Source organism: Janthinobacterium sp. SUN137 (assembly GCF_030587265.1).
Classification (GTDB): Bacteria; Pseudomonadota; Gammaproteobacteria; order Burkholderiales; family Burkholderiaceae_D; genus Janthinobacterium; species Janthinobacterium kumbetense.
The window spans coordinates 285,969-308,833 of the sequence record NZ_JAPWHZ010000004.1; the positions used below are offsets into that span (position 1 = coordinate 285,969).

Annotated in this window: 18 protein-coding genes; 16 read left to right on the forward strand and 2 right to left on the reverse strand. The window is 62.3% G+C overall.

From position 1 onward, the window contains the following. From O3298_RS21725 to O3298_RS21800, 16 genes are all read left to right on the forward strand, one after another. Positions 1–1,353 (forward strand): MFS transporter, encoded by a 1,353-nt coding sequence (locus O3298_RS21725; RefSeq protein ID WP_289905915.1) that lies wholly within the window; start codon positions 1–3, stop codon positions 1,351–1,353. A 24-nt stretch (positions 1,354–1,377) separates the two neighbouring features. Continuing rightward, positions 1,378–2,325, forward strand: coding sequence for a glycoside hydrolase family 43 protein (locus O3298_RS21730; RefSeq protein WP_305060522.1), 948 nt, complete (start codon positions 1,378–1,380; stop codon positions 2,323–2,325). Positions 2,326–2,342: 17 nt separating this feature from the next. Further along, entirely contained in the window at positions 2,343–3,413 is a 1,071-nt protein-coding gene (locus O3298_RS21735; RefSeq protein ID WP_305060523.1) for an aldose epimerase family protein, read from the forward strand. A gap of 196 nt (positions 3,414–3,609) precedes the next feature. Beyond that, complete coding sequence (locus O3298_RS21740; RefSeq protein WP_305060524.1) at positions 3,610–5,352, forward strand: IlvD/Edd family dehydratase; 1,743 nt, start codon at positions 3,610–3,612, stop codon at positions 5,350–5,352. Between the two features lie 12 nt (positions 5,353–5,364). Further along, positions 5,365–6,357 (forward strand): AraD1 family protein, encoded by a 993-nt coding sequence (gene araD1, locus O3298_RS21745; RefSeq protein ID WP_305060525.1) that lies wholly within the window; start codon positions 5,365–5,367, stop codon positions 6,355–6,357. Beyond that, positions 6,354–7,931, forward strand: a complete 1,578-nt coding sequence (locus O3298_RS21750) for an aldehyde dehydrogenase (NADP(+)) (protein WP_369811620.1) — start codon at positions 6,354–6,356, stop codon at positions 7,929–7,931. Before araD1 ends, O3298_RS21750 begins: the two co-directional genes overlap by 4 nt. An 86-nt stretch (positions 7,932–8,017) precedes the next feature. Continuing rightward, positions 8,018–8,785, forward strand: a complete 768-nt coding sequence (locus tag O3298_RS21755; protein ID WP_305060526.1) for an SDR family NAD(P)-dependent oxidoreductase — start codon at positions 8,018–8,020, stop codon at positions 8,783–8,785. A 223-nt stretch (positions 8,786–9,008) separates the two neighbouring features. Next, positions 9,009–10,559: an alpha-N-arabinofuranosidase gene (locus O3298_RS21760; protein ID WP_305060527.1), complete on the forward strand. Its 1,551-nt coding sequence runs from the start codon at positions 9,009–9,011 to the stop codon at positions 10,557–10,559. A gap of 68 nt (positions 10,560–10,627) precedes the next feature. Next, positions 10,628–11,662 carry an arabinan endo-1,5-alpha-L-arabinosidase gene (locus O3298_RS21765; protein ID WP_305060528.1) on the forward strand — a complete coding sequence of 345 codons (1,035 nt, stop codon included), beginning with the start codon at positions 10,628–10,630 and terminating at the stop codon, positions 11,660–11,662. Between the two features lie 9 nt (positions 11,663–11,671). Beyond that, entirely contained in the window at positions 11,672–14,029 is a 2,358-nt protein-coding gene (locus O3298_RS21770; RefSeq protein ID WP_305060529.1) for a glycoside hydrolase family 127 protein, read from the forward strand. A 162-nt stretch (positions 14,030–14,191) separates the two neighbouring features. Beyond that, the gene (locus O3298_RS21775) at positions 14,192–15,166 is read left to right on the forward strand and encodes an ABC transporter substrate-binding protein (protein WP_077398584.1); all 975 of its coding nucleotides are present in this window, start codon (positions 14,192–14,194) and stop codon (positions 15,164–15,166) included. Positions 15,167–15,175: 9 nt separating this feature from the next. Then, positions 15,176–16,729 (forward strand): sugar ABC transporter ATP-binding protein, encoded by a 1,554-nt coding sequence (locus O3298_RS21780; protein ID WP_289912491.1) that lies wholly within the window; start codon positions 15,176–15,178, stop codon positions 16,727–16,729. 47 nt (positions 16,730–16,776) lie between these two features. Beyond that, positions 16,777–17,808 carry an ABC transporter permease gene (locus O3298_RS21785; RefSeq protein ID WP_289906101.1) on the forward strand — a complete coding sequence of 344 codons (1,032 nt, stop codon included), beginning with the start codon at positions 16,777–16,779 and terminating at the stop codon, positions 17,806–17,808. Further along, positions 17,805–18,779 carry a galactofuranose ABC transporter, permease protein YjfF gene (yjfF, locus tag O3298_RS21790; RefSeq protein ID WP_305060530.1) on the forward strand — a complete coding sequence of 325 codons (975 nt, stop codon included), beginning with the start codon at positions 17,805–17,807 and terminating at the stop codon, positions 18,777–18,779. The genes O3298_RS21785 and yjfF overlap by 4 nt, the downstream gene beginning before the upstream one ends. A 3-nt stretch (positions 18,780–18,782) precedes the next feature. After that, the gene (locus O3298_RS21795; RefSeq protein ID WP_305060531.1) at positions 18,783–19,757 is read left to right on the forward strand and encodes a glycoside hydrolase family 43 protein; all 975 of its coding nucleotides are present in this window, start codon (positions 18,783–18,785) and stop codon (positions 19,755–19,757) included. A gap of 93 nt (positions 19,758–19,850) precedes the next feature. Beyond that, positions 19,851–20,792, forward strand: coding sequence for a LysR family transcriptional regulator (locus tag O3298_RS21800; protein ID WP_305060532.1), 942 nt, complete (start codon positions 19,851–19,853; stop codon positions 20,790–20,792). Here O3298_RS21800 and O3298_RS21805 read toward each other — a convergent pair. After that, on the reverse strand, positions 20,789–22,054 hold the full coding sequence (locus tag O3298_RS21805) for a DUF6445 family protein (RefSeq protein ID WP_305060533.1): 1,266 nt from the start codon (positions 22,052–22,054) through the stop codon (positions 20,789–20,791). The two genes, O3298_RS21800 and O3298_RS21805, sit on opposite strands and share 4 nt — an antisense overlap. Positions 22,055–22,100: 46 nt before the next feature. Further along, the gene (locus O3298_RS21810; RefSeq protein WP_305060534.1) at positions 22,101–22,832 is read right to left on the reverse strand and encodes a hypothetical protein; all 732 of its coding nucleotides are present in this window, start codon (positions 22,830–22,832) and stop codon (positions 22,101–22,103) included. Positions 22,833–22,865: the final 33 nt, after the last annotated feature.

Below are 22,865 nucleotides of genomic sequence, written 5' to 3' on the forward strand. Positions count from 1 at the left end.
ATGGAGACGCAAAAATTATCCACCGTTGAAAAGGTCGGCTTCGGCGCCGGCGACATGGCGCTCAATGTCGTCATTTCGTCGATGATGTTGATCATCACCTTTTTCTATACCGATATCTATGGCTTGAAAACCACGGACCTGGCCCTGCTGTTCGTGGCCGTGAAAGTCATCGGCGCCATCGCCGACCTCGTCATGGGCCAGATCACCGACCGCTACAGCTTTGCCTCGGGCCGCTACCGTCCGTATCTGCTGTGGCTGGCCGTGCCGTATGGCGTCAGCGTCTTCTTTGTCTTCAGCACGCCCGAGTGGCAGTACGACGCCAAGCTGATCTGGGCATATTCCACGTATATCCTGATGACGATCATGACGGCCGGCGTGGGCATCCCGTATATTTCCCTGATCAGCGGCTTGACCAGCGACCCGCAGGACCGCCTGTCGGCCAACGGCTACCGCCTGTTCTTCGCCAAGATCGGCGCCTTCATGGTGACCATCGTCGTGCCGGTCCTGTCGCAGCGCTGGGGCGGCGGCAACCCGGCCGTCGGCTACCAGGCGGCCATGGCCGTGATGGCCGTCATGGGCGTGGCCCTGTTCCTGTTCTGCTATTTCTCCACCACCGAGCGGGTCGTGCACGTAGTGGAAAAGCAACCGTTGCTGGCGCAATTGAAAGTGCTGCTGCAGAACGACCAGTGGCTGGTGCTGTGCGGCGTGTGCGTCACGGGCACCATCGGCTACGTGGTGCGCGGTTCCGTCGCCATTTATTACGCGAAATACTATCTGGGCGGCAGCACGGAAACGGTGGCTGCCTTTTTGACCACGGGCGTGGTGGCCGCCATCCTGGCCATGATCGCCTCGACCTGGATCACCAAGTTCTATTGCAAAGTTAAACTGTTCCGCTACACGCAGATCGGCGTCGCGCTGATCAGCCTAGCGATCTATTTCTTTGTAAAACCGAGCGACACCGTGCTGGCTTTCGCCCTGTATTTCCTGCTGTCCTTCGTGGTGGACTTGCATGCGCCCGTGTTCTGGTCGGCCATCGCGGAAACCATTGATTACGGTCAAGTCAAGACGGGCAAGCGCGTCTCCGGCTTCGCCTTTGGCGGCATTTCCGTCTGCCAGAAGGCGGGCATGGCGGTGGCGGGCGGCCTGGTGGGCGTGCTGCTCGCGTATTTCGACTACCAGCCCAACCATGAGCAAACGCAATTCGCCCTGAACGGCATCGCCCTGATGCTGTCGATCATCCCCGGCTTTTTCCACTTGCTGATGGGCTTGCTGATGTTCAAGTACCGCATCAGCGATGCGTACTACAGCGGCGTCAAGTCGGAAATGCACAAACGCGGTTTTGTCGCCGCGTAAGAATAACTGAATGGAGTAAGCAACATGGCAGACGTCTTGAAACCGCTGATCGAACAACGGGCCGACCCGCATATCTACCGTCACAGCGACGGCTATTATTACTTTACGGCCTCCGTGCCCCAGTATGACCGCATCGAACTGCGCCGCGCCGACAGCATCGCCGGTCTGGCCGACGCGCCCATGGTCGACGTGTGGCACAAGCCGGACACGGGGCCGTACAGCGAACTGGTGTGGGCGCCGGAATTGCACTTCAACCAGGGCGCCTGGTATGTGTATTTCGCCGCCGCGCCGAGCCGCGAAATCAAGCATAAATTGTTCCAGCACCGCATGTATGCGATCCGCAATACGAATGCCAACCCGCTGGAAGGCGAGTGGGAATTCATGGGCCAGATCGACACGGGCATCGACACCTTTTGCCTGGACGCCACCACCTTTACGCACGACGGCGTGCTGTATTACCTGTGGGCGCAGAAAGATGTGGCCATCGAAGGCAATTCGAACCTGTATATCGCGCCGATGACCACGCCATGGCAGCTGGCCGGTCCGCCCGTGATGTTGAGCAAGCCGGAATTCGACTGGGAAATCCGCGGCTTCTGGGTCAACGAGGGGCCGTCCGTGTTGAAACGCAATGGCAAGATCTTCATCAGCTATTCGGCCAGCGCCACCGATGAAAATTATGCGATGGGCTTGCTGTGGGCCGATGCGTCGGCCGATTTGCTCGACCCGTTCTCGTGGAGCAAGTCGCCCGAGCCCGTGTTTGCCACCTGCTACGAGCACGGCATCTACGGCCCCGGCCACAACAGCTTCACGACGGCCGACGACGGCGACGGCGTATTGCTGGTGTACCATGCCCGCACCTACACGGAAATCGTCGGCGACCCGCTGTGGAACCCGGATCGCCACACGTTCGTCAAACCGCTGCGCTGGGATGCGCAAGGCATGCCCGTGTTTGGCCGCTCATCGACCCTGTAAAACCTGGACCCGACGCCATGACCCCAGTTGATTCTGTTTCAGTGACGCAAGCGCCGTTCGGCACCCTGCCCGGTGGCCAGCACGTCACCGTGTTTACCCTGACGAACCGCCAGGGCATGCAAGTCAAAGTGCTCGACTTTGGCGCCATCATCAGCGCAATCCACGTGCCGGACCGCGACGGCACGTTGGCCGACGTGGTGCTCGGTTTCGAGCGCCTCGAACCCTACCTGGCCAATGGCGCTTTCCTGGGCGCCGTCATCGGGCGTTTCGGCAACCGCATTGCCGAGGGACGTTTCAGCCTCGACGGCAAGGATTACCAGCTGGCCGTCAACAATGCACCGAATCACTTGCATGGCGGCAACCAGGGCTTTCACCAGGTCATGTGGCAGGCCGAGCCGTTCACCCGGGACGATGCCGCCGGCATCACGTTCACGCGCAGCAGCCCGCACGGCGAAGATGGCTATCCGGGCAAGCTGGACGTGACCGTCGTGTACGAACTGGACAACGACAATGCCCTGAGCCTGCGCTACCACGCCGTGACGAACCAGGCCACGCCCGTCAACTTGACCAACCACAGCTATTTCAATCTGGCGGGGCAGGGCGATATCCTCGGCCACGAGGTGACGATCAACGCGGACCGCTACCTGCCCGTGGACGCGGGTTCGATTCCCACGGGCGAACTGGCGGACGTGTCCGGCACGCCGTTCGACTTGCGCCAGAGCACCGTCATCGGCCACAGCATCGATTTACCGCACGAACAGCTCCGCATCGGCCGTGGCTACGATCACAACTTTGTGCTGAATCAACAGCCCGGTCAGCTGCTCAGCCTGGCCGCCACCGTGCGCGATCCCGTGTCGGGGCGGGTGATGCAGGTGTACACGCAGGAGCCCGGTGTCCAGTTCTATTCCGGCAATTTCCTCGACGGCAGCCAGCCCGGCAAGCTGCGCGCCAACGGCTACCGCAGCGCGCTATGCCTGGAAACCCAGCATTTCCCGGATTCGCCGAATCAGTCCCACTTCCCGAACAGCATCTTGCGTCCGGGCGAGGAATATCGGACGCACACCGTGTACCGCTTTTCCGCCGGGTAAGTACCCCTGCGAAAACAGCCCACGCCCTGCCGCCACGCGCCCGCAGGGCGTTTTCATTACGGCATGCTGATACCGTTTTCGATATCGGAACGCATTAAAAATTGATTGGAAAGGCATGGCAGGATTCTTTAGTATTCCAACATCGCTGCCCGGGCCGACGACATTAGATCCGGCATGGCACAACCAGGAGAATGGCATGTCTGAGACAAAAAAGAAGGTTGCCCTGCGCTCTGCCGAGTGGTTCGGCTCGCAGGACAAGAACGGCTTCATGTACCGCAGCTGGATGAAAAACCAGGGCATACCTGACCACGAGTTTCACGGCAAGCCCATCATCGGCATCTGCAATACCTGGTCCGAACTGACTCCCTGCAACGCCCATTTCCGCCAGTTGGCCGAACACGTCAAGCGCGGCATCCTGGAAGCGGGCGGTTTCCCCGTGGAATTCCCCGTCTTCTCGAACGGCGAATCGAATCTGCGCCCGACGGCCATGCTGACGCGCAACCTGGCCTCGATGGACGTGGAAGAATCGATCCGCGGCAACCCGATGGACGCCGTCGTGCTGCTGGTCGGCTGCGACAAGACGACGCCGGCGCTGCTGATGGGTGCGGCCAGCGTCGACATCCCCACCATCGTCGTCAGCGGCGGCCCCATGCTGAACGGCAAGTTGAATGGCAAGGATATCGGTTCCGGCACGGCCGTATGGCAGTTGCACGAGCAGATGAAGGCCGGTTCCATCACCTTGCACCAGTTCATGTCGGCCGAATCGGGCATGTCGCGCTCGGCCGGTACCTGCAACACCATGGGTACGGCCTCGACGATGGCCAGCATGGCTGAAGCGCTGGGCACGTCGCTGCCGCACAATGCCGCCATCCCCGCCGTCGATTCGCGCCGCTACGTGCTGGCGCACATGTCGGGCATCCGCATCGTCGAAATGGTGCACGAAGACTTGCGCCTGTCGAAAGTGCTGACGCGCGAAGCGTTTGAAAACGCCATCAAGGTCAACGCCGCCATCGGCGGTTCGACCAACGCCGTGATCCACCTGAAGGCGATTGCCGGCCGCATCGGCGTGCCGCTGGAACTGGAAGACTGGACCCGTGTGGGCCGCGGCACGCCGACCATCGTCGACCTGCTGCCGTCGGGCCGTTTCCTGATGGAAGAGTTTTACTATGCGGGCGGCTTGCCGGCCGTCATACGCCGCCTGGGCGAGGGCGATTTGTTGCCGCACAAGAATGCGCTGACCGTCAACGGCAAGTCGCTGTGGGACAACTGCGTCGAAGCGCCCATCTACAACGATGAAGTGGTGCGCACGCTGGACAACCCGCTGCTGGCCGATGGCGGTATCTGCATGCTGCGCGGCAACCTGGCGCCGCGCGGCGCCGTATTGAAACCGTCTGCTGCTTCGCCGCATTTGATGCAGCACCGTGGCAAGGCCGTCGTGTTCGAGGATTTCGAGCACTATAAATCGCGCATTCTTGACCCTGATCTGGACGTCGATGCCGATTCCGTGCTGGTCATGAAGAATTGCGGCCCGAAAGGCTATCCGGGCATGGCGGAAGTGGGCAACATGGGCTTGCCGCCGAAACTGTTGGCGCAGGGCATCACCGACATGGTGCGCATCTCGGATGCGCGCATGAGCGGCACGGCCTACGGCACCGTCGTGCTGCACGTGGCGCCGGAAGCGATGGCGGGCGGCCCGCTGGGCATCGTGCGCGATGGCGACATGATCGCCCTCGATTGCCACAACGGCAGCCTGAACATCGACATCAGCGACACGGAAATCGCCGAACGCCTGGCGGCCCGCGAACTGGGCAGCGCGCCCGGGCCGAAGAGCGGCTACCAGCAGCTGTACATCGAACACGTGTTGCAGGCCGACGAAGGCTGCGATTTCGACTTCCTGGTCGGCAATCGCGGTTCCGCCGTGCCGCGCCACTCACACTAAGCGGAGAATTCCATGCTGTTGCTGCAATTTACGAATGAACACGGCGGCCGCCTCGTCGGCCTGCTGCAAGACGACTTGATCCGCGTCATCGAAGGCTACAACACGACATATGCGCTGGCGCAAGACGCCATCCGCAAGAAGGTCAGCCTGGCGGAACTGGTCAATGCCACCGTCGGCAACGCCACGCATTCCTATGCGGACGTGGCCGCTGCCGGACGCGTGCTGCCGCCGCTCGACCACGCGGACGAGGCGCACTGCTACGTGACGGGCACGGGCCTGACCCACCTGGGCAGCGCCGGCGCGCGCGACGCCATGCACAAGAAGATCGGCGGCGACGCGGAATCGCTGAGCGACTCCATGAAAATGTTCCGCCTGGGCGTGGAAGGCGGCAAGCCGGCTGACGGCACGGCCGGCGCGCAGCCGGAATGGTTCTACAAGGGCGACGGCTCCATCGTGCGCGCGGGCGGCCAGCCGCTGCGCATGCCGGACTTTGCCCTCGATGGCGGCGAAGAGCCGGAAATCGCCGGCCTGTACGTGATCGGCGACGATGGCCAGCCCTACCGGGTCGGCTACGCCATCGGCAATGAATTCTCGGACCACGTGACGGAGCGCCAGAACTATCTGTACCTGGCCCACTCGAAGCTGCGCGCCTGCAGCGTGGGCCCCGCCCTGCTGGTGGGCGAATTGCCCGCGCACATCGCCGGTACTTCGCGCGTGCTGGACGCGGCGGGTAATGTGCGCTGGGAAAAGGCCTTCGTCAGCGGCGAAGAGAATATGTCGCACACGATTGCCAACCTGGAACACCACCACTTCAAGTATCCGCTGTTCAAGCGCCCAGGCGATGTGCACGTGCATTTCTTTGGCACGGCTACCCTGAGCTTTGCCGATGGCGTGAGCGTGGCGCCGGGCGAAACCTTTGAAATCGAAGCGCCGGCCTTTGGCCCTGCCTTGCGCAACCGCCTCGACGTCTTCCCAACCGAATTTGCGAAAGTGAGCACATTATGAGTTTGAATATCACCGGTGATGCATGGATCGGCGGCGTGGCCGTCAAGGGCAATGGCGGCTCCTTCGAAGCGTGGGACCCGGCCGCGCGCGCGCACATCGCGCCCGCCTTCCACATGGTTGACGTAGCGCAAATCGACGAAGCATGCCGTCTGGCGCAAGCCGCGTTCGATCCGTTCCGCGCCACCACGGATGCGGAGCGCGCCGACTTCTTAGACACCATCGCCGCGCAAATCGGCGAATTGGGCGACGACCTGATCTTGCGCGCCATGACGGAAAGCGGCTTGCCGCGCGCGCGCCTGGAAGGCGAACGCGGCCGCACGGTGGGCCAGTTGAAACTGTTCGCCGGCTTGCTGCGCGAAGGTTCCTGGACGGATGCGCGCATCGACAGCCCGCTGCCGGACCGCGTGCCGCCCCGTCCTGACTTGCGCTTGCGCATGATCGGCCTGGGCCCCGTCGCCGTGTTTGCGGCCAGTAACTTCCCGCTGGCCTTTTCCGTGGCCGGCGGCGACACGGCCTCGGCCCTGGCGGCCGGCTGTCCCGTCGTCCTGAAAGCCCATTCGGCCCATCCGGGCACGTCGGAACTGGTAGCGCGCGCCATCGTGAAAGCAATTGCCATCTGCAAGCTGCCGGCCGGCGTCTTCGCCTTGCTGACGGGCACGGGCAATGGCATCGGCCAGGCGTTGGTCGCCCATCCGGCCATCCAGGCCGTCGGTTTCACGGGTTCGCGTTCGGGCGGCATCGCCCTGATGAAGGTGGCGGCGGAACGTCCGCAACCGATTCCTGTCTACGCGGAGATGAGCAGCATCAACCCCGTGTTTGTGCTGCCGCAAGCCTTGGCCGCCCGTGGCGCGGCGATCGCCGGCGGTTTTGCCGCCTCGCTGACGATGGGCGTGGGCCAGTTCTGCACCAATCCCGGCCTTGTGCTGGGCCTGGAAGGCGCCGACTTTACGGCCTTTGCCGCCGCTGCCGCCGAAGCGCTGGCGCCCGCGCCGGCCGCCACCATGTTGACGGCCGGCATCGCCAGCAGCTATGCCAAGGGCGTCGCCGCCCTGGCGCAGCACGCGGACGTGACGCCGCTGGTGCAGAATACGGGAGAAGAGGGCAAGGGCGCCGCCGCCCTGTTCGTCACGTCGGGCGAGGCTTTCCTGGCCAAACACGACTTGCGCGACGAAGTCTTCGGTCCGGCCTCGCTGCTGGTCGCTTGCCGCGACATCGAGCAATTGATTGCCATCACGGAAAGCCTGGAAGGCCAGCTGACGGCCACCCTGCAGATGGATGCGGGCGACCTGGCAGACGCGCGCCGTTTGCTGCCCGTGCTGGAACGCCGCGTGGGCCGCATCCTGGCCAACGGTTTCCCGACCGGCGTGGAAGTGTCGACGGCCATGGTGCACGGCGGCCCGTTCCCGGCCACGTCGGACGGCCGCAGCACCTCGGTCGGCACGGCGGCCATCAACCGCTTCCTGCGCCCCGTGTCGTACCAGAACCTGCTGCAGGACTTGCTGCCGGAGTCGCTGCGCGACGATAATCCGCTGGGGATCTGGCGCCGCAAGGATGGCGTTCTCGGCAAGGAGTAAAAAGCTGCTGCGCGGCGGGGCCGATGGCCTTGCCGCGCCAGCTTGCGTTGCACGTTGTACATAAAAAATAAACAGGTGGAGACAAGATGAAGCAATTGGCGAAATATGGCAGCTTGCAGGGCAAGCGCGTGTTCATCACGGGTGGCGGCAGCGGCATCGGCGAATCCCTGGTGGCGGAGTTTGCCGCCCAGGGCGCCGTGGTGGCGTTTGTCGATATCGCCGTGGAAGCGAGCGAGGCCCTGTGCCGCCGCCTGGCCGAAGCGGGCTGGACGGCGCCCGTGTTCCGCCATTGCGACATCACGGATATTGCATCCCTGCAAGCCGTCATGGCCGAACTGGCCAATCAACTGGGCGACTTCGATATCCTCGTCAACAATGCGGCCAACGACCAGCGCCACCAGGCGCAGGATGTCACCCTGGAATACTGGAACGAGCGTATTGCGATTAATCAACGTCCCATGTTCTTCACGTGCCAGGCCGTCTTCGAGGGCATGAAGCGCAAGGGCGGCGGTTCCATCATCAACGTCAGCTCGATTTCGTGGCACATGAAGTCGGGCGGCTACCCCGTGTATGCCACCACCAAGGCGGCCGTCGTGGGCCTCACGCGGGGCCTGGCGCGCGATTACGGCGCGCACAATATCCGCGTCAACACGGTGACGCCCGGCTGGGTCATGACGCAGCGCCAGATCGACCTGTGGGTCGACGAGGCAGCGGAAGTGGAAATCAAGAAAAGCCAATGCTTGCCAAGCAAGCTGATGCCACAGGACATTGCCGCCATGGTGCTGTTCCTCGCATCGGACGATGGCGCGATGTGCTCCTCCCAAGAATTCATCGTCGACGCCGGCTGGGTCTGACAAAACGTCCAGGGCGTTGTTGCCTTGCCTAGCCGTACTTTCGTACTGTCTTCGGCAAGGCGCCTAGCCCTGGGCGTTTTGTCGGCCGCGGGTTTGCCCGCAGCCATCCCCCTCCTTTGAAATACCGCTCTTGCCGCCCCAACCCTGCGGCAGGAGAGGCATCGCCACATCCATTGCCGGGTCGATCCCGGCCCTTGCTTTTCACTTAAAAACAGGAGACAGCATGAAATGTATCAACACCAGCATCGTGGCCCTCAGCCTGGCCATGGCCGTCGGCAGCGCCTTTGCCGCCCCCGTCAGCGTCACCATCGACGCGGCCAAGCCTGGTTCCGTGATCAATAAAAACATCTACGCCCAGTTCGCCGAACACCTGGGCACGGGCATCTATGAAGGCATGTGGGTGGGGCCGGATTCGCCGATTCCGAATACCAAAGGCTGGCGCAACGACGTGCTGGGCGCGCTGAAACAGTTGCACGTGCCCCTGGTGCGCTGGCCGGGCGGCTGCTTTGCCGATGAATACCACTGGAAGGATGGCATCGGCGCGCGCGAGAAGCGGCCGACCAAGGTCAATACCAACTGGGGCGGCGTGGAAGAATCGAACGCCGTCGGCACGCACGAATTCTTCGACCTGGCCGAGTTGCTGGGCGCACAGACCTATATCAACGGCAACCTCGGTTCCGGCACGCCGCAGGAAATGTCCGAATGGCTGGAATACATGACGTCGGACAGCAAGTCCACCCTGGCCGAGCTGCGCCGCAAGAATGGCCGCGCCCAGCCGTATAAAGTCGATTACTTTGGCATCGGCAATGAAGCCTGGGGTTGCGGCGGCAATATGCGCCCGCAGTACTACGCCGACCTGTACAAGCACTATCACACCTTCATGAAGACGCCGGAAAGCGCGCGCCCGAAATTCATCGCCAGCGGCGGCAATGACGACGACATCAGCTGGTCCAGCACCCTGAGCCGCGAAATCAAGCCGAACATGATGGACGCCATCAGTTTCCACTACTACACGGTGCCGACGGGCGTGTGGGAAAAGAAGGGCGCGGCCACGGGCTTTGGCGAAAACGAATGGATTTCCACCTTGAGCCGCACCCTGCGCATCGATAGCTTGATCAAGAACAATCTCGCCGCCATCGACAAGAACGATCCCTCGAAAAAGACGGGCTTGTACGTCGATGAATGGGGCACCTGGTACGACGTGGAGCCGGGCACCAACACGGGTTTCCTGTTCCAGCAAAACAGCTTGCGCGACGCCCTCGTCGCCGCCTTGAATTTCAACATCTTCCACGCCCATGCGGATCGCGTGCGCATGACGAATATCGCGCAAATGGTCAATGTGCTGCAGGCGATGATCATCACGGACAAGGATAAATATTTCCTCACGCCCACGTATCACGCGTTTGAAATGTACGTGCCGTTCCAGGATGCCACATCGTTACCGGTCGCCATCAGCGGCAATGGCAAGTACAGCCTGGGCAAGGTCAGCATTCCGGAAGTGAGCGCCTCGGCCGCGCGCGCCAAGGATGGCAAGGTGTACTTGTCCTTGGTCAACACGAACCCGTACAAGGCTGTCGACGTGAGCGTGGTGCTGGCGGGGCAAAAAGTGACGGCCGTGACTGGCCGCGTGCTGACCGCCGGCAAGATGGACGCCGTCAACAGCTTTGCGCAACCGCAAGCCGTGCAGCCCGTGGCGTTTAATGCCAAGGCGCAAGGCGGCAAGCTGACCGTGTCGGTGCCCGCCAAGGCCGTCGTCGTGGTGGCGGTCGACTAGCCTGCCACCCCTTGTCATTCATCAAGCCGGCCCGCATGATGGGCCGGCTGACCATTTTGGAGAAGACGATGCACATGTTGACGCGCGGCATGGCCGCCATCCTGAGCACCCTGGCGATCATGGCTGCCGCGCACGCGGCCCAGGTCAGCGTGCACGACCCCGTGATGGCCAAGGAAGGCGACACCTATTATCTGTACAGCACGGGTCCCGGCATCACCTTTTACAGCTCGACAAACATGGTCGACTGGCAACCGGAAGGGCGCGTCTTCGCGGGCCAGCCGACCTGGGCCAGGACGGCCGCGCCATCGTTTGACGACCATATCTGGGCGCCCGACGTGCAATTTCATGACGGAAAATATTACCTGTACTACTCGGTGTCCGGCTTCGGCAAGAATACGTCGGGCATCGGCGTGACCGTCAACACCACCTTGAATCCCCGTTCGCCCGATTACCGCTGGGTGGACCAGGGCATGCTGCTGCAATCCGTGCCCGAGCGCGACGAGTGGAACGCCATCGATTCGAACATCATCACGGACAAGCACGGCACGCCGTGGATGTCCTTCGGCTCGTTCTGGAACGGCATCAAGCTGGTGAAATTGACGCCCGACTGGACCCGTATTGCGGAACCGCAAGAGTGGCACTCGTTGGCGCGCCGCGCACCGCTGCCGCCAAGGGCCGGCGAATTCAAGCCCGCACCCGAGGAAATTGAAGCGCCGTTCATCTTCCAGCGCGGCAACGATTACTTCTTGTTCGTCTCGTGGGGCTTGTGCTGCCAGAAGGAAAAAAGCACGTATCACCTGGCCGTGGGCCGCTCGACCAGCGTGACGGGCCCTTACCTGGACAGGGATGGCCGCGACATGGCGCAGGGCGGCGGCACGGTGCTGCTGCAGGGTGACAAGGACTGGCAGGGCCTGGGCCACAACAGCGCCTACACGTTTGACGGCAAGGATTACCTGGTGCTGCACGCGTATGAAACGGCGGACAATTACTTGCAGAAGCTCAAGATCCTGCCCATGACGTGGGACAAGGACGGCTGGCCGCAAGTCGATCCCCGCGACTTGAACCGCTATCGCAGCCGCGAATTGCCGGCCGCCAAACCCTAAGGGCGCGCCATGCAAAAGACCTTGTTGACGCTGGCGCTGGCCGCCGGCGGCCTGGCCACGCCTGTCCTGCAGGCAGCGGAATTGTTTCCCCTCGCGTCCGTGCGCCTGGGGACGGGACCGTTTCTCGATGCGCAGACGACGGACTTGCACTACCTGCTGGCCTTCGAGCCCGATAAATTGCTGGCGCCGTTCCGCCGCGAGGCGGGCTTGCCGCAGGTGCAGCCCAGCTATGGCAACTGGGAATCGACGGGCCTGGATGGCCACCTGGGCGGGCATTATCTGTCCGCGCTGGCGCTGATGGTGGCGTCCACGGGCGATGCGCAGGCGCGCGAACGCCTCGACTACATGCTGGCGGAGCTGAAGCAATGCCAGGACGCCAATGGCAACGGCTATCTGGGCGGCATTCCCGACGGCAGCGCCGCCTGGCAAGCCATCGCCAAGGGAGACATGCAGGCCGACACCTTTTCCGTCAATGGGCGCTGGGTGCCGTGGTACAACCTGCACAAGGTGTTTGCCGGCTTGCGCGACGCGTATCAGCAGGCGGGCAGCGAGCAAGCAAAAACCATGCTGATCGCCTTGTCGGACTGGGCCGTGAAACTCTCGGCCTCGCTCACGGATGCGCAGATGCAAGCGATGCTGCGCGCCGAGCACGGCGGCATGAATGAAGTGCTGGCCGACGTCTACGCCATGACGGGCGAGCAGCGCTACCTGGACCTGGCCGTGCGCTTTTCGCACCAGGCCATATTGCAACCGTTGGTGGCGCAACAGGACAAATTGACGGGCTTGCATGCGAATACGCAAATCCCGAAGGTGATCGGCTTCGAGCGCATCGGTGCATTGACGGGCCGGCGCGACTGGCAGCAGGCGGCGCAATTCTTTTGGCAAACCGTGCACGACAAGCGCACGGTGGCCATCGGCGGCAACAGCGTCAAGGAACATTTCCACGACGAGCACGACTTTTCCGCTATGGTGGAAGAGGTCGAAGGGCCGGAAACGTGCAATACCTACAATATGCTCAAGCTGACGGAACAGCTGTTCCAGCGCGACGAACAGGTGCGCTACGCGGATTACTACGAGCGCGCCCTGTACAACCACATTTTGTCGTCGCAGCGCCCCGGCACGGGCGGCTTTGTCTACTTTACGCCCATGCGCCCGAACCACTACCGCGTGTATTCTCAAGTGGACAAGGGCATGTGGTGCTGCGTGGGTTCCGGCATCGAAAGCCAGGCCAAGTATGGCGAGTTCATCTACGCCCATGAGGGCGACGCGCTGTACGTGAACCTGTTCATGGCGTCCACCCTGGACTGGAAAGAGCAGGGCGTCAAGATTATTCAGAGCACGCAGTTTCCTGACCGGGACACGACGCGCATCACGGTGCAAGGAAGTAAAACGTTCAGCCTGAAGATCCGCTACCCGCAGTGGGTAGCCAAGGGCAAGCTGCGCGTCAAACTCAACGGCAAGGCGCTGCGCGTGAATAGCGTGCCGGGCGAGTACGTGACCATCGCGCGCGCCTGGAAGTCGGGCGACAGCGTCGATGTCGTGCTGCCGATGACGACGCGCCTGGAACAGATGCCGGACCAGTCGAATTATTACGCCGTGCTGCATGGTCCCATCGTGCTGGCCGCCAAGACGCAGCCGTTCGCCCATGAACAACTGAACTATTTTGCCGACGACACGCGCATGGGGCATATCGCCCAGGGGCAAGTGTGTCCGCTGGAATCGTCACCGCTGTTCGTCAGCGACGAGCAGGATTTCATGCGCAAGATCAAACCCGTGAAGGGCCAGCCGCTGACGTTTACGGCGCCCGGCTTGATCCAGGGCAAGGATGCGGCCACCTTGCGGCTGATTCCCTTCTTCCGCCTGCATGACTCTCGCTACATGCTGTACTGGCCCGTATCCACGCCGGCCAGGCTGGCGCAGTTGCAGGAAAGCACGCGCCAGGCGGAATCCGAGCGTCTGGCGCTCGACGCGCTCACCATCGACCAGGTGGCGCCGGGACAGCAGCAGCCGGAGTCCGACCACAACTTTCAGGCGGAAGGGGGAGAAAACGGCGCCAACAAGGGCCGGCACTGGCGCCATGCGACGGGCTGGTTCAGCTATGTACTGAGCGACCCGCAAGCCGAAGCGAAAACCCTGCGACTGACCCTGTCCACACTCGATGCGGGCCGCGTATTTGACGTCTTGCTCAACGGCACGAAACTGCAAACGGTCGCCGTGGCGGCCGATGCGCCGCAAGAGCTGCACACGCTCGATATCGCCATTCCCCAGGCCCTGGTGGCGGCTGGCAACGGCAAACTGACCGTGAAATTTGTCGCCGGCAAGGATTCCGTGGCGGGCGGCCTGTACGGGCTGCGCCTGTTGCGCTGAGGGAAGAAGGACCCGGCTCGTTCTACCGATACGCAAATCGGTATCGCAAGCGAAAAAGAATTGATTGGATGGCTATGTTGCTTTCTCCTACCATGGGTTCATAAAAAACCGCCCATCCGGCATCCGGCTGTGATGGTATTCCAAAAAAAACTGGAGACAAGAATGACATTGACACGCCGCACACTCCTCGCCAGCGCCATGCTGCTGGCCGCTTCTGCCACCACCTTGGCTACTTCTTCCGCCTTCGCCGCCAAGCCCCTCGTCATGGGCTTTTCGCAGGTGGGCGCCGAAAGCGAATGGCGCACCGCCAATACCGTCTCCATCAAGGATGCCGCCAAGAAAGATGGCGTCACCCTGAAATTTGCCGATGCCCAGCAAAAGCAGGAAAACCAGGTCAAGGCGCTGCGTTCGTTCATCGCGCAAAAAGTCGACGTGATCGCCTTCTCGCCCGTCGTCGAATCGGGTTGGGATACCGTCTTGCGCGAAGCCAAGGCCGCCAAGATCCCCGTCATCTTGACGGACCGCGCCGTCAACGTGGCCGACAAATCGCTGTACGTCACCTTCATCGGTTCCGACTTCGTGGAAGAGGGCCGCCGCGCGGGGCAATGGCTGCTCGAACACGCCAAGAAAACGCCGGATGCGACGCTGAACATCGTCGAACTGCAGGGCACGGTCGGCTCCGCGCCGGCCATCGACCGCAAGGCGGGCTTCCTGGAAGTGGTGGGCAAGAATCCGAAGATGAAGATCATCCGTTCGCAAACGGGCGACTTTACGCGCGCCAAGGGCAAGGAAGTGATGGAAGCGTTCCTCAAGGCCGAAGGCAAGAAGATCAACGTGCTGTATGCGCACAATGACGACATGGCCATCGGCGCCATCCAGGCCATCGAAGAAGCGGGCATGAAACCGGGCAAGGACATCATCATCATCTCCATCGATGGCGTCAAAGGCGCGTTCGAGGCCATGATCGCCGGCAAGCTGAACGTGACCGTCGAATGCAGCCCGCTGCTGGGCCCGCAATTGATGTCCATCGCCCGCGACGTGGTGGCCGGCAAGCCGGTGCCAGCGCGCATCACGACGGTGGAAGGCGTGTTCCCTGCCGAGGTGGCCGCCAAGGAATTCCCGAACCGTAAATACTAAGCTTGCCGCATGATGAAGACGCAAGCGCATCACACTGCCGCGCCAGCTCCCTTGCTGGAGTTGCGCGGCATCAGCAAGTCCTTTCCCGGCGTCAAAGCCCTCAGCGATGTTGCCCTGCGCCTGTATCCGGGCGAAGTGCACACCCTGATGGGACAGAATGGCGCGGGGAAGTCGACCCTGATCAAGGTGCTGACGGGCGTCTATACGCCCGACAGCGGCCAGATTTTGCTCGATGGCCAGCCCATCGCCCCCGCCTCCACATCGGATGCGCAGTTGCTGGGCATCAGCACGGTGTACCAGGAAGTCAATCTGTGCCCGAACCTGTCGGTGGCGGAAAACATCTTTATCGGCCGCTATCCGCGCCGCTTCGGCGGCCGCTTTGGCCCTATCGACTGGCGTTCCATGCAGCAACAGGCGCGGGCCTTGCTGCAGCAATTGCAGATCGATATCGATGTCACGGCGCAACTGTTCAGCTTTCCGCTGGCCATCCAGCAAATGGTGGCCATTTCGCGCGCGCTGAACATTTCGGCCCGCGTGCTGATCCTTGACGAACCCACGTCCAGCCTGGACGAGGCGGAAGTCAATCTGCTGTTTTCCGTGCTGCGCCGCCTGCGCGAGCAGGGCATGGCGATACTTTTCGTGACCCACTTTCTCGACCAGACCTACGCCATTTCCGACCGCATCACCGTCATGCGCAACGGCGAGCGCGAAGGGGAATATGCGTGCAGCGAGCTGTCGCGCCTGGCGCTGGTGAACAAGATGATCGGCGTGGCGGCAGACACGCAGGCGCAGGAGCTTGATCTGGCGCAAGAAGCGGGCGCCGCCAGTTTCGGTCCCGCCGTGCTGGAAGCGACGGGACTGGGCCGCAAGGGCGCCTTGCTGCCCATGGATTTCCACATTCGCCAGGGTGAATTGCTGGGCCTGGCCGGCTTGCTCGGCTCGGGCCGCACGGAACTGGCGCGCCTGCTGTTCGGCGCCGACAAGGCCGATTCCGGCAGCATCACCATGCAAGGCAAGCCGCGCCAGTTTCACGTGCCGCGCGACGCGATTGCCCGGGACATCGGTTTTTGCTCGGAAGACCGCAAGCACGAGGGCGCGATCCTGTCGCTGTCCGTGCGCGAAAACATCATCCTGGCCTTGCAGGCCCGCACGGGCTTGCTGCGCGCCATTCCGTTCAAACGCCAGCAGGCGCTGGCCGACGAATATGTGAAAGCGCTGGGCATCAAGACGGCCAGCATCGAGACGCCCATCGGCAGCCTGTCGGGCGGCAATCAACAGAAGGCCTTGCTGGCGCGCTGGCTGGTGACGTCGCCGGCCATGCTGATTTTAGACGAGCCGACGCGCGGCATCGACGTGCGCGCCAAGCAGGAAATCATGAGCTATGTAAGCAAGCTGTGCCGCAAGGGCATGGCGATTCTGTTCATTTCGTCCGAATTGCCGGAAGTGCTGCGCTGCAGCGACCGCATTCTCGTCATGCGCGACCGCAAGGCCTGCGGCGACTATGCGCGTGGCGAGCTGGACGACAGTTCCGTGCTGCAAGTGATCGCCGGAGACGTCACATGAGTTTATCCACGCCATCGAGCGCGCCGCTGGCGCGTCCGGCTTCCACTATGGGTACGTCCGCCTTGCATACCGTTTTACATCACCCCCTGAGCCGGCCCCTGGCCGCGCTGTGCTTGCTGCTGCTGGTCGATTTCTTCGCCATCCCCGGCTTTTTCCACTTGGAAATCCGTGACGGCCATTTGTACGGCAGCGTGATCGACATCGTCAACCGCGCCGCTCCCCTGATGCTGGCGGCCTTGGGCATGACCCTCGTCATCGCCACGCGCGGCATCGATATTTCCGTGGGCGCCGTTGTGGCCCTGTCCGGCACCGTGGCCGCCATGTTGATCGGCGGCACCATGGTGATGGACAATGGCGTGCCCACTTACGTGAGCAACATTCCCATGGGCTGGGCCCTGGCGGCCGCCCTGGGCGCGGCCCTGCTGTGTGGAGCCTGGAATGGCGTGCTGGTGGCGGGCCTGGGCTTGCAGCCCATCGTCGCCACCCTGATCCTGATGGTGGCGGGGCGCGGCCTGGCGCAATTGTTGACGGATGGACAGATCGTCACCGTCTACTATCAGCCGTTCTTCTTCATCGGCAGCGGTTATCTGTTCGGCTTGCCGTTCTCGCTGTTCCTGGTGGCGTTGGTGTTCCTCATCACGGCCGTGCTGATGCGCAAGACCGCCCTGGGCCTGTTCATCCAGGCCGTCGGCATCAACCCCGTCGCCGCGCGCCTGGCCGGCATCAAGACGGCGACCCTGATCTTCTTCGTGTACGTCTTTTGCGCCGCCTGCGCGGGCTTGTCGGGGCTGATGATCAGCTCGAACATCAAGAGCGCCGACGCGAACAATGCGGGCCTGATGCTGGAACTGGACGCTATCCTGGCCGTCACCCTGGGCGGCACCTCCTTGGCCGGCGGCAAGTTCAGCCTGGTCGGCAGCATGATCGGCGCCCTCATCATCCAGACTTTGACGTACACCATCTATTCGCTGGGCGTGCCGCCGGAAGTGAACATGGTCGTCAAGTCGGTCGTCGTCTTCCTCGTCTGCCTGTCGCAGTCGTCGGAATTCAAGCAATTGCTGCATCGGAGAAAAGCATGAAGGGCTTGCTGCACACCCCGTATTTCACCTCGCTCGTCACGGTCCTGCTGCTGGTGGTGATGCTGGGCCTGGGCGGCGCCGCCTATCCGGGCCTGCTGTCGACGCAAGTGATCTTTAACCTGTTGATCGATAACGCCTTTTTGCTGGTGATCGCCGTCGGCATGACCTTCGTCATCGTGTCCGGCGGCATCGATCTGTCCGTCGGTTCCGTGCTGGCCCTGTCGACCATGATCGCCGCCTGGCTGCTCAACGTGGCGCACTGGCCGCCAACTCTGGTGATCGTCACCGTGCTGGCGCTGGGCACGGTATTTGGCGCCAGCATGGGCGCGCTGATCCATTATTTCAAATTGCAGCCGTTCATCGTTACCCTGGCCGGCATGTTTCTTGCGCGGGGCCTGTGCTATTTGATCAGCATCAATTCCATCACCATAGCCGACCCGCTGTTCGTGGCCATGTCGCAGACCCAGCTGGGATTCCTGGGCGGCTTCGTCTCGCCCGGCGTCGTGATCGCCGTGGCGACCTTGCTGCTGGCCATCTGGCTGGCGCACGCGACGCCATTCGGCCGCGCCGTGTATGCGATCGGCGGCAATGAACAGTCGGCGTTGATGATGGGGCTGCCCGTGGGCCGCACCAAGGTCTTGATCTATGCGTTCAGCGGCTTTTGCGCCTCGCTGGGCGGCGTGCTGTTTTCGTTCTACATGTTGTCCGGCTATGGCTTGCATGCGCAAGGCACGGAACTGGACGCGATTGCCGCCGTCGTCATCGGCGGCACCCTGCTCAGCGGCGGCTACGGCTACGTGGCGGGCGCGCTGTCGGGCGTGCTGGTGCTGGGCACCATCCAGACCTTGATCGCCTTCGACGGCACGCTCAGCTCGTGGTGGACCAAGATCGTCATCGGCGGCTTGCTGTTCGTCTTTTGCGTCGTGCAAAGACTGATGGCCATGGGCCAGAAAAATACCAACGGGAGTTAATCAATGTTGAAACAGAAAAAACTTGCCGCAGCCATCGGCATGGCGGCGGCGCTCGCCTGCGCCCCATTCGGCGCGCAGGCGGCCAATCCCATCGTCAAAGATATTTATACGGGCGACCCGGCCGCGCTGGTCGACAATGGCAGGGTGTACCTGTACGTCGGCCACGATGAAGCGAGCGCCACGGATACGGATTACCGCATGCATGAATGGCGCGTGTATTCCTCGTGCGACATGGCGAACTGGACGGATCACGGCTCGCCCGTGCGCTTTTCCACTTTTGCCTGGGCCGGCAAGGATGCGTGGGCGGGCGACATCGTCAAGCGCGACGGCAAGTACTATTTTTACTCGACCGTCGACCACAAGACCATCCCCGGCAAGGCCATCGGCGTGGCCGTGTCCGACAACCCGACGGGACCGTTCGTCGACGCGCGCGGCAGCGCCCTGATCACGAACGACATGACGAAGCAGACGGCGATCCCGTGGGACGACATCGATCCGGCCGTCTTCATCGACACGGATGGCCAAGCTTACATGTACTGGGGCAACACGGTCTTGAAGTACGCCAAGCTGAAAGCGAATATGACGGAGCTGGACGGCCCGATTTTGACCTTCGGCATGGATGCGTTCACGGAAGCGGCGTATATGCACAAGCATGCGGGCACGTATTACTTGTCGTACTCGCGCAACTTCCCCGAGGAAACGGCGTATTCGACGGGGCCGACGCCGACAGGTCCCTGGCATTTCCGCGGCACCATCATGGACAAGAATGCCATCGTAAAAACCATTCACCAGGCCATCATCGAGTTCAACGGCAAGTCGTATATCTTCTATCACAACGATAAATTGCCCGGCGGCGGAGAATACCGGCGCTCCGTGGCCGTGGAAGAGCTGAAATACAAGCCGGACGGCACCATCGAATTCATCCATCAAACGGCCGGTCCGGCGGCCAACCCCAGCGCCGCTTGCAAGGCATCCTGAACGCTGCTTGACGATACACAAAAAGGAGACACACCGATATCTATAACATCGATATTGAGTTAGAAGCGATATCGATCATGATATGATTTATTCATGGATACCCTCAACCCCAACTGGTTCTTGCGAGCCCGCCTGAAGACGCGGCAATTGCTGCTGTTGATCGCCCTTGACGAGCAGCGCAACATCCACCGCGCGGCGGAAGAATTGCACATGACGCAGCCGGCCGCGTCCAAGCAAATCAAGGACCTGGAAGAGATGCTGGACGTGCGCCTGTTCGACAGGCTGCCGCGCGGCATGGAGCCGACCATCTACGGCGAAACGATGATACGCCACGCGCGCATGGCCTTGACGAGCCTGTCGCTGGCGCATGACGACATCGTCGCCCTGAAGTCGGGCTTGACGGGCCAGGTGGAAGTGGGCGTCATCATGACGCCGGCCATGGCCTTGCTGCCGCGGGCGATTGCCCGCATCAAGCAGCAGGCGCCGTTGATGCGCATCGGCGTGCACCTGGAGCACAGCAATACCCTCATGGACATGCTGCAGCACGGCACCCTGGACTTCATGATCGGGCGCATCCTGGAAAAGGAAAGCAGCGCCGGCCTGATCTACGAGGAATTGACGGAAGAGCCGGCCAGCGCCGTGGCGCGCAATGGCCATCCGCTGCTGTCGCGCAAGAATCTGCAATTGAAGGACTTGGCGGCCCAGCCGTGGATCTTGCCGCCGCAAGGCAGTATCCTGCGCCACCGCTTCGACATGATGTTCCGCCGCGCCAGCCTGGAACCGCCCGTGGACGTGGTCGACACGACGGCCTTGCTGCTGATTACGTCCTTGCTGCAGCAAACGGATTCGCTGCACGTGATGCCGACGGAAGTGGCCCATTACTACGAATCGTTGAACGTGCTGAGCATTTTGCCCATCGAGTTGCCGTGCAAGATGGATGCCTTCGGCATCATCCGCCAGCAGGATCATCTGTTGTCGCCGGGCGCGGACATGTTGTTGAAAGCGGTGCGCGCCACGGCACAGGATATGTACTAGTCGGGCACTTCAAAGAAAAACAGCTGCACCAGCCGCCCATTCTCCGGCGTGTCGCCAAACACATTGCTGATCGAGTGAAAGTAATGGCCCTTGTAGACGATCAGGCGGTTGTGGCGCATGGGCACTTCCAGCAGGGCTTGCCAACTGTCGCGTTGTTCCTGTAAGTCGTTGAATTTCTGTACTTTACTGTTCGGCAGCCAGCGTTTCTGGAAGTCCTTGAAGCTGGCGTAGCCGCCCGCCTTGACGTCCGCCTCGGGCAGTCTCCGGTACCAGCCGCTGGGCTGGTGGCGCCAAAAGGTGGTGCCGCCCTGGCACTGCTCGGGCGGGTTCAAATACAGCACGCCCGCATAGAAATTGAAATTGTTGCCCGTCTCATTGTCCACGTGGATATCCGTGCGCGCCATGGCGTCCGCATAGCTGAGGCGGTACGAGCCATTGTCGGGCGAAATGAAACGGATGGGGCGATCCAGCGCCGTGGCGATGCGCTCCATGATGGCTTGACTGGGCTGGCCCGCCGTCTGGCTGCCCGGATAGTTTTGTCCCGCATAGCGCTGCTGCTCGAACGGCAACGCCAGCGCCTGCGCGCGCCAGGCGGCCGGGTCGGGCAGGAAATCGTCGAGGATGTGCAAGTCCGTTTCGCGGATAAAATCGTGCAGGGTGTCCGCGACATTGAGCGGCGTCAATGTTTCTGCCTGTTCCGCTTGCGGGTTGGCAAAGCCGATGCAGCACGTTTGCGCCAGCGCCGGATGCAGCGCCAGGCCTTGCGCGTAGCGGGCCAGCGCCAGTTCCTGCTGTCCCGTGCGGTAATACAGCTCGGCCAGTCCCTGCAGGGTTTGCCAACGCTGCGGACGCAGGGCGTGGGCCCGTTCCAGTTCGGCGATGGTCTCCAGCAGACGCTGTTTTCCCATCAGCAATTCCGCATGGCTGATGGCGAAATCGTGCTCGTGCGGCGCCAGCCGCGCCGCCGTGGCGTAGCTGGCCAGCGCCGCCTCGCTGTCCGTGCCGCGCAGCACGTTGCCCAGGTTGTAGTGGAACAGGGCATTGTCGGGCTGTTGCTTGAGCGACAGTTTCAGCAAGCCCAGGCCGATGGCGCCCTGGCCCAGCTCCAGCATGGCCAGGCCCTGGAAATGCTGCGCTTCGGCCAGGGCCGGGTCTTGCTTGTACGCGGCCTGGTAGGCATTGATCGCCTCGATCAGCTTGCCTTGTCGCTGCAGTTGCTGGCCCTGTGCCAGATGTTGTTCCGCCAGTGTCTGTTCGCCCATGTCGCTATCCCGATGCAATGTGGCGAACAGTGTAACCGAGCCCGTTCTACTGCGCCTGGTTGACGGGAATTTCTTCCCCGTTCAGCTTGATCGCCACCTTGACGATCTGCGCCTTGACCTGGTTGCTGGCCATGTCCGCTTCCTGGGCGTAGGCGTACACGACGATGGCGAAGTCCTTGTAGCCGCTGCGCGCCGCCTCGATCTTGCGCGCCGCATCCTGGTCCACCTTCAGCAGCGAATAGCCATCGCCATTCGTGAACGCCAGCTTGTAGTCGCCATTGTCGTACATGTAGTAATACGTGCCCGCTTCGGCGAACTTGGCCGGGAAGGCGGCTTTGTCCATGGCGTACGGCGACAGCGCGCCCTGGCCATTGATCTGGTAGCGCAGGTAGCGCCGGGTTTTCGCTTCGCTGACCTTGGCGTCGATCTGCGGTTTCAGGGCGTCGAGCACTTCCTGCTTGCGGAAGGCATCGTTGCTGCCCGCATATTCGCGCGAGATGCGCTGCGCCACGGCCGCGTAGTCAGGCGGCACGCCGGACAGGGCGATGTAGCTGTACATCAACTGGTTGCCGCTGGTGATGTCGACATAGCTGGACGTCGGCGTGGCAGCGTCCGCTTGCGGCAGGCTGGCGGCGGCGGCCTTCACTTGCGCCTTGGTGGCCAGGTCCGCGACATTCGCGGCGACAGGGGCGGAAGTGGCTGGTGTGGCGTTATCTGTCTTGCCGCAGGCGGACAGGATCACGGCGATGGCGAGCAGGGCGGGGAAAGTGCGGTTCATGGTATTTCCTTCAGTATGGGTGTGTAATAGGTG

Excerpts from the sequence above, each read along its gene's own strand:
- O3298_RS21750 (WP_369811620.1), top strand. The coding sequence starts at position 6,354 with ATGAGTTTGAATATCACCGGTGATGCATGGATCGGCGGCGTGGCCGTC.
- O3298_RS21810 (WP_305060534.1), bottom strand. The coding sequence starts at position 22,832 with ATGAACCGCACTTTCCCCGCCCTGCTCGCCATCGCCGTGATCCTGTCC.
- yjfF (WP_305060530.1), top strand. The coding sequence starts at position 17,805 with ATGAAGGGCTTGCTGCACACCCCGTATTTCACCTCGCTCGTCACGGTC.
- O3298_RS21765 (WP_305060528.1), top strand. The coding sequence starts at position 10,628 with ATGCACATGTTGACGCGCGGCATGGCCGCCATCCTGAGCACCCTGGCG.
- O3298_RS21730 (WP_305060522.1), top strand. The coding sequence starts at position 1,378 with ATGGCAGACGTCTTGAAACCGCTGATCGAACAACGGGCCGACCCGCAT.
- O3298_RS21800 (WP_305060532.1), top strand. The coding sequence starts at position 19,851 with ATGGATACCCTCAACCCCAACTGGTTCTTGCGAGCCCGCCTGAAGACG.
- O3298_RS21725 (WP_289905915.1), top strand. The coding sequence starts at position 1 with ATGGAGACGCAAAAATTATCCACCGTTGAAAAGGTCGGCTTCGGCGCC.
- O3298_RS21740 (WP_305060524.1), top strand. The coding sequence starts at position 3,610 with ATGTCTGAGACAAAAAAGAAGGTTGCCCTGCGCTCTGCCGAGTGGTTC.
- O3298_RS21795 (WP_305060531.1), top strand. The coding sequence starts at position 18,783 with ATGTTGAAACAGAAAAAACTTGCCGCAGCCATCGGCATGGCGGCGGCG.
- O3298_RS21785 (WP_289906101.1), top strand. The coding sequence starts at position 16,777 with ATGGGTACGTCCGCCTTGCATACCGTTTTACATCACCCCCTGAGCCGG.
- O3298_RS21775 (WP_077398584.1), top strand. The coding sequence starts at position 14,192 with ATGACATTGACACGCCGCACACTCCTCGCCAGCGCCATGCTGCTGGCC.
- araD1 (WP_305060525.1), top strand. The coding sequence starts at position 5,365 with ATGCTGTTGCTGCAATTTACGAATGAACACGGCGGCCGCCTCGTCGGC.
- O3298_RS21755 (WP_305060526.1), top strand. The coding sequence starts at position 8,018 with ATGAAGCAATTGGCGAAATATGGCAGCTTGCAGGGCAAGCGCGTGTTC.
- O3298_RS21770 (WP_305060529.1), top strand. The coding sequence starts at position 11,672 with ATGCAAAAGACCTTGTTGACGCTGGCGCTGGCCGCCGGCGGCCTGGCC.
- O3298_RS21805 (WP_305060533.1), bottom strand. The coding sequence starts at position 22,054 with ATGGGCGAACAGACACTGGCGGAACAACATCTGGCACAGGGCCAGCAA.
- O3298_RS21760 (WP_305060527.1), top strand. The coding sequence starts at position 9,009 with ATGAAATGTATCAACACCAGCATCGTGGCCCTCAGCCTGGCCATGGCC.
- O3298_RS21780 (WP_289912491.1), top strand. The coding sequence starts at position 15,176 with ATGATGAAGACGCAAGCGCATCACACTGCCGCGCCAGCTCCCTTGCTG.
- O3298_RS21735 (WP_305060523.1), top strand. The coding sequence starts at position 2,343 with ATGACCCCAGTTGATTCTGTTTCAGTGACGCAAGCGCCGTTCGGCACC.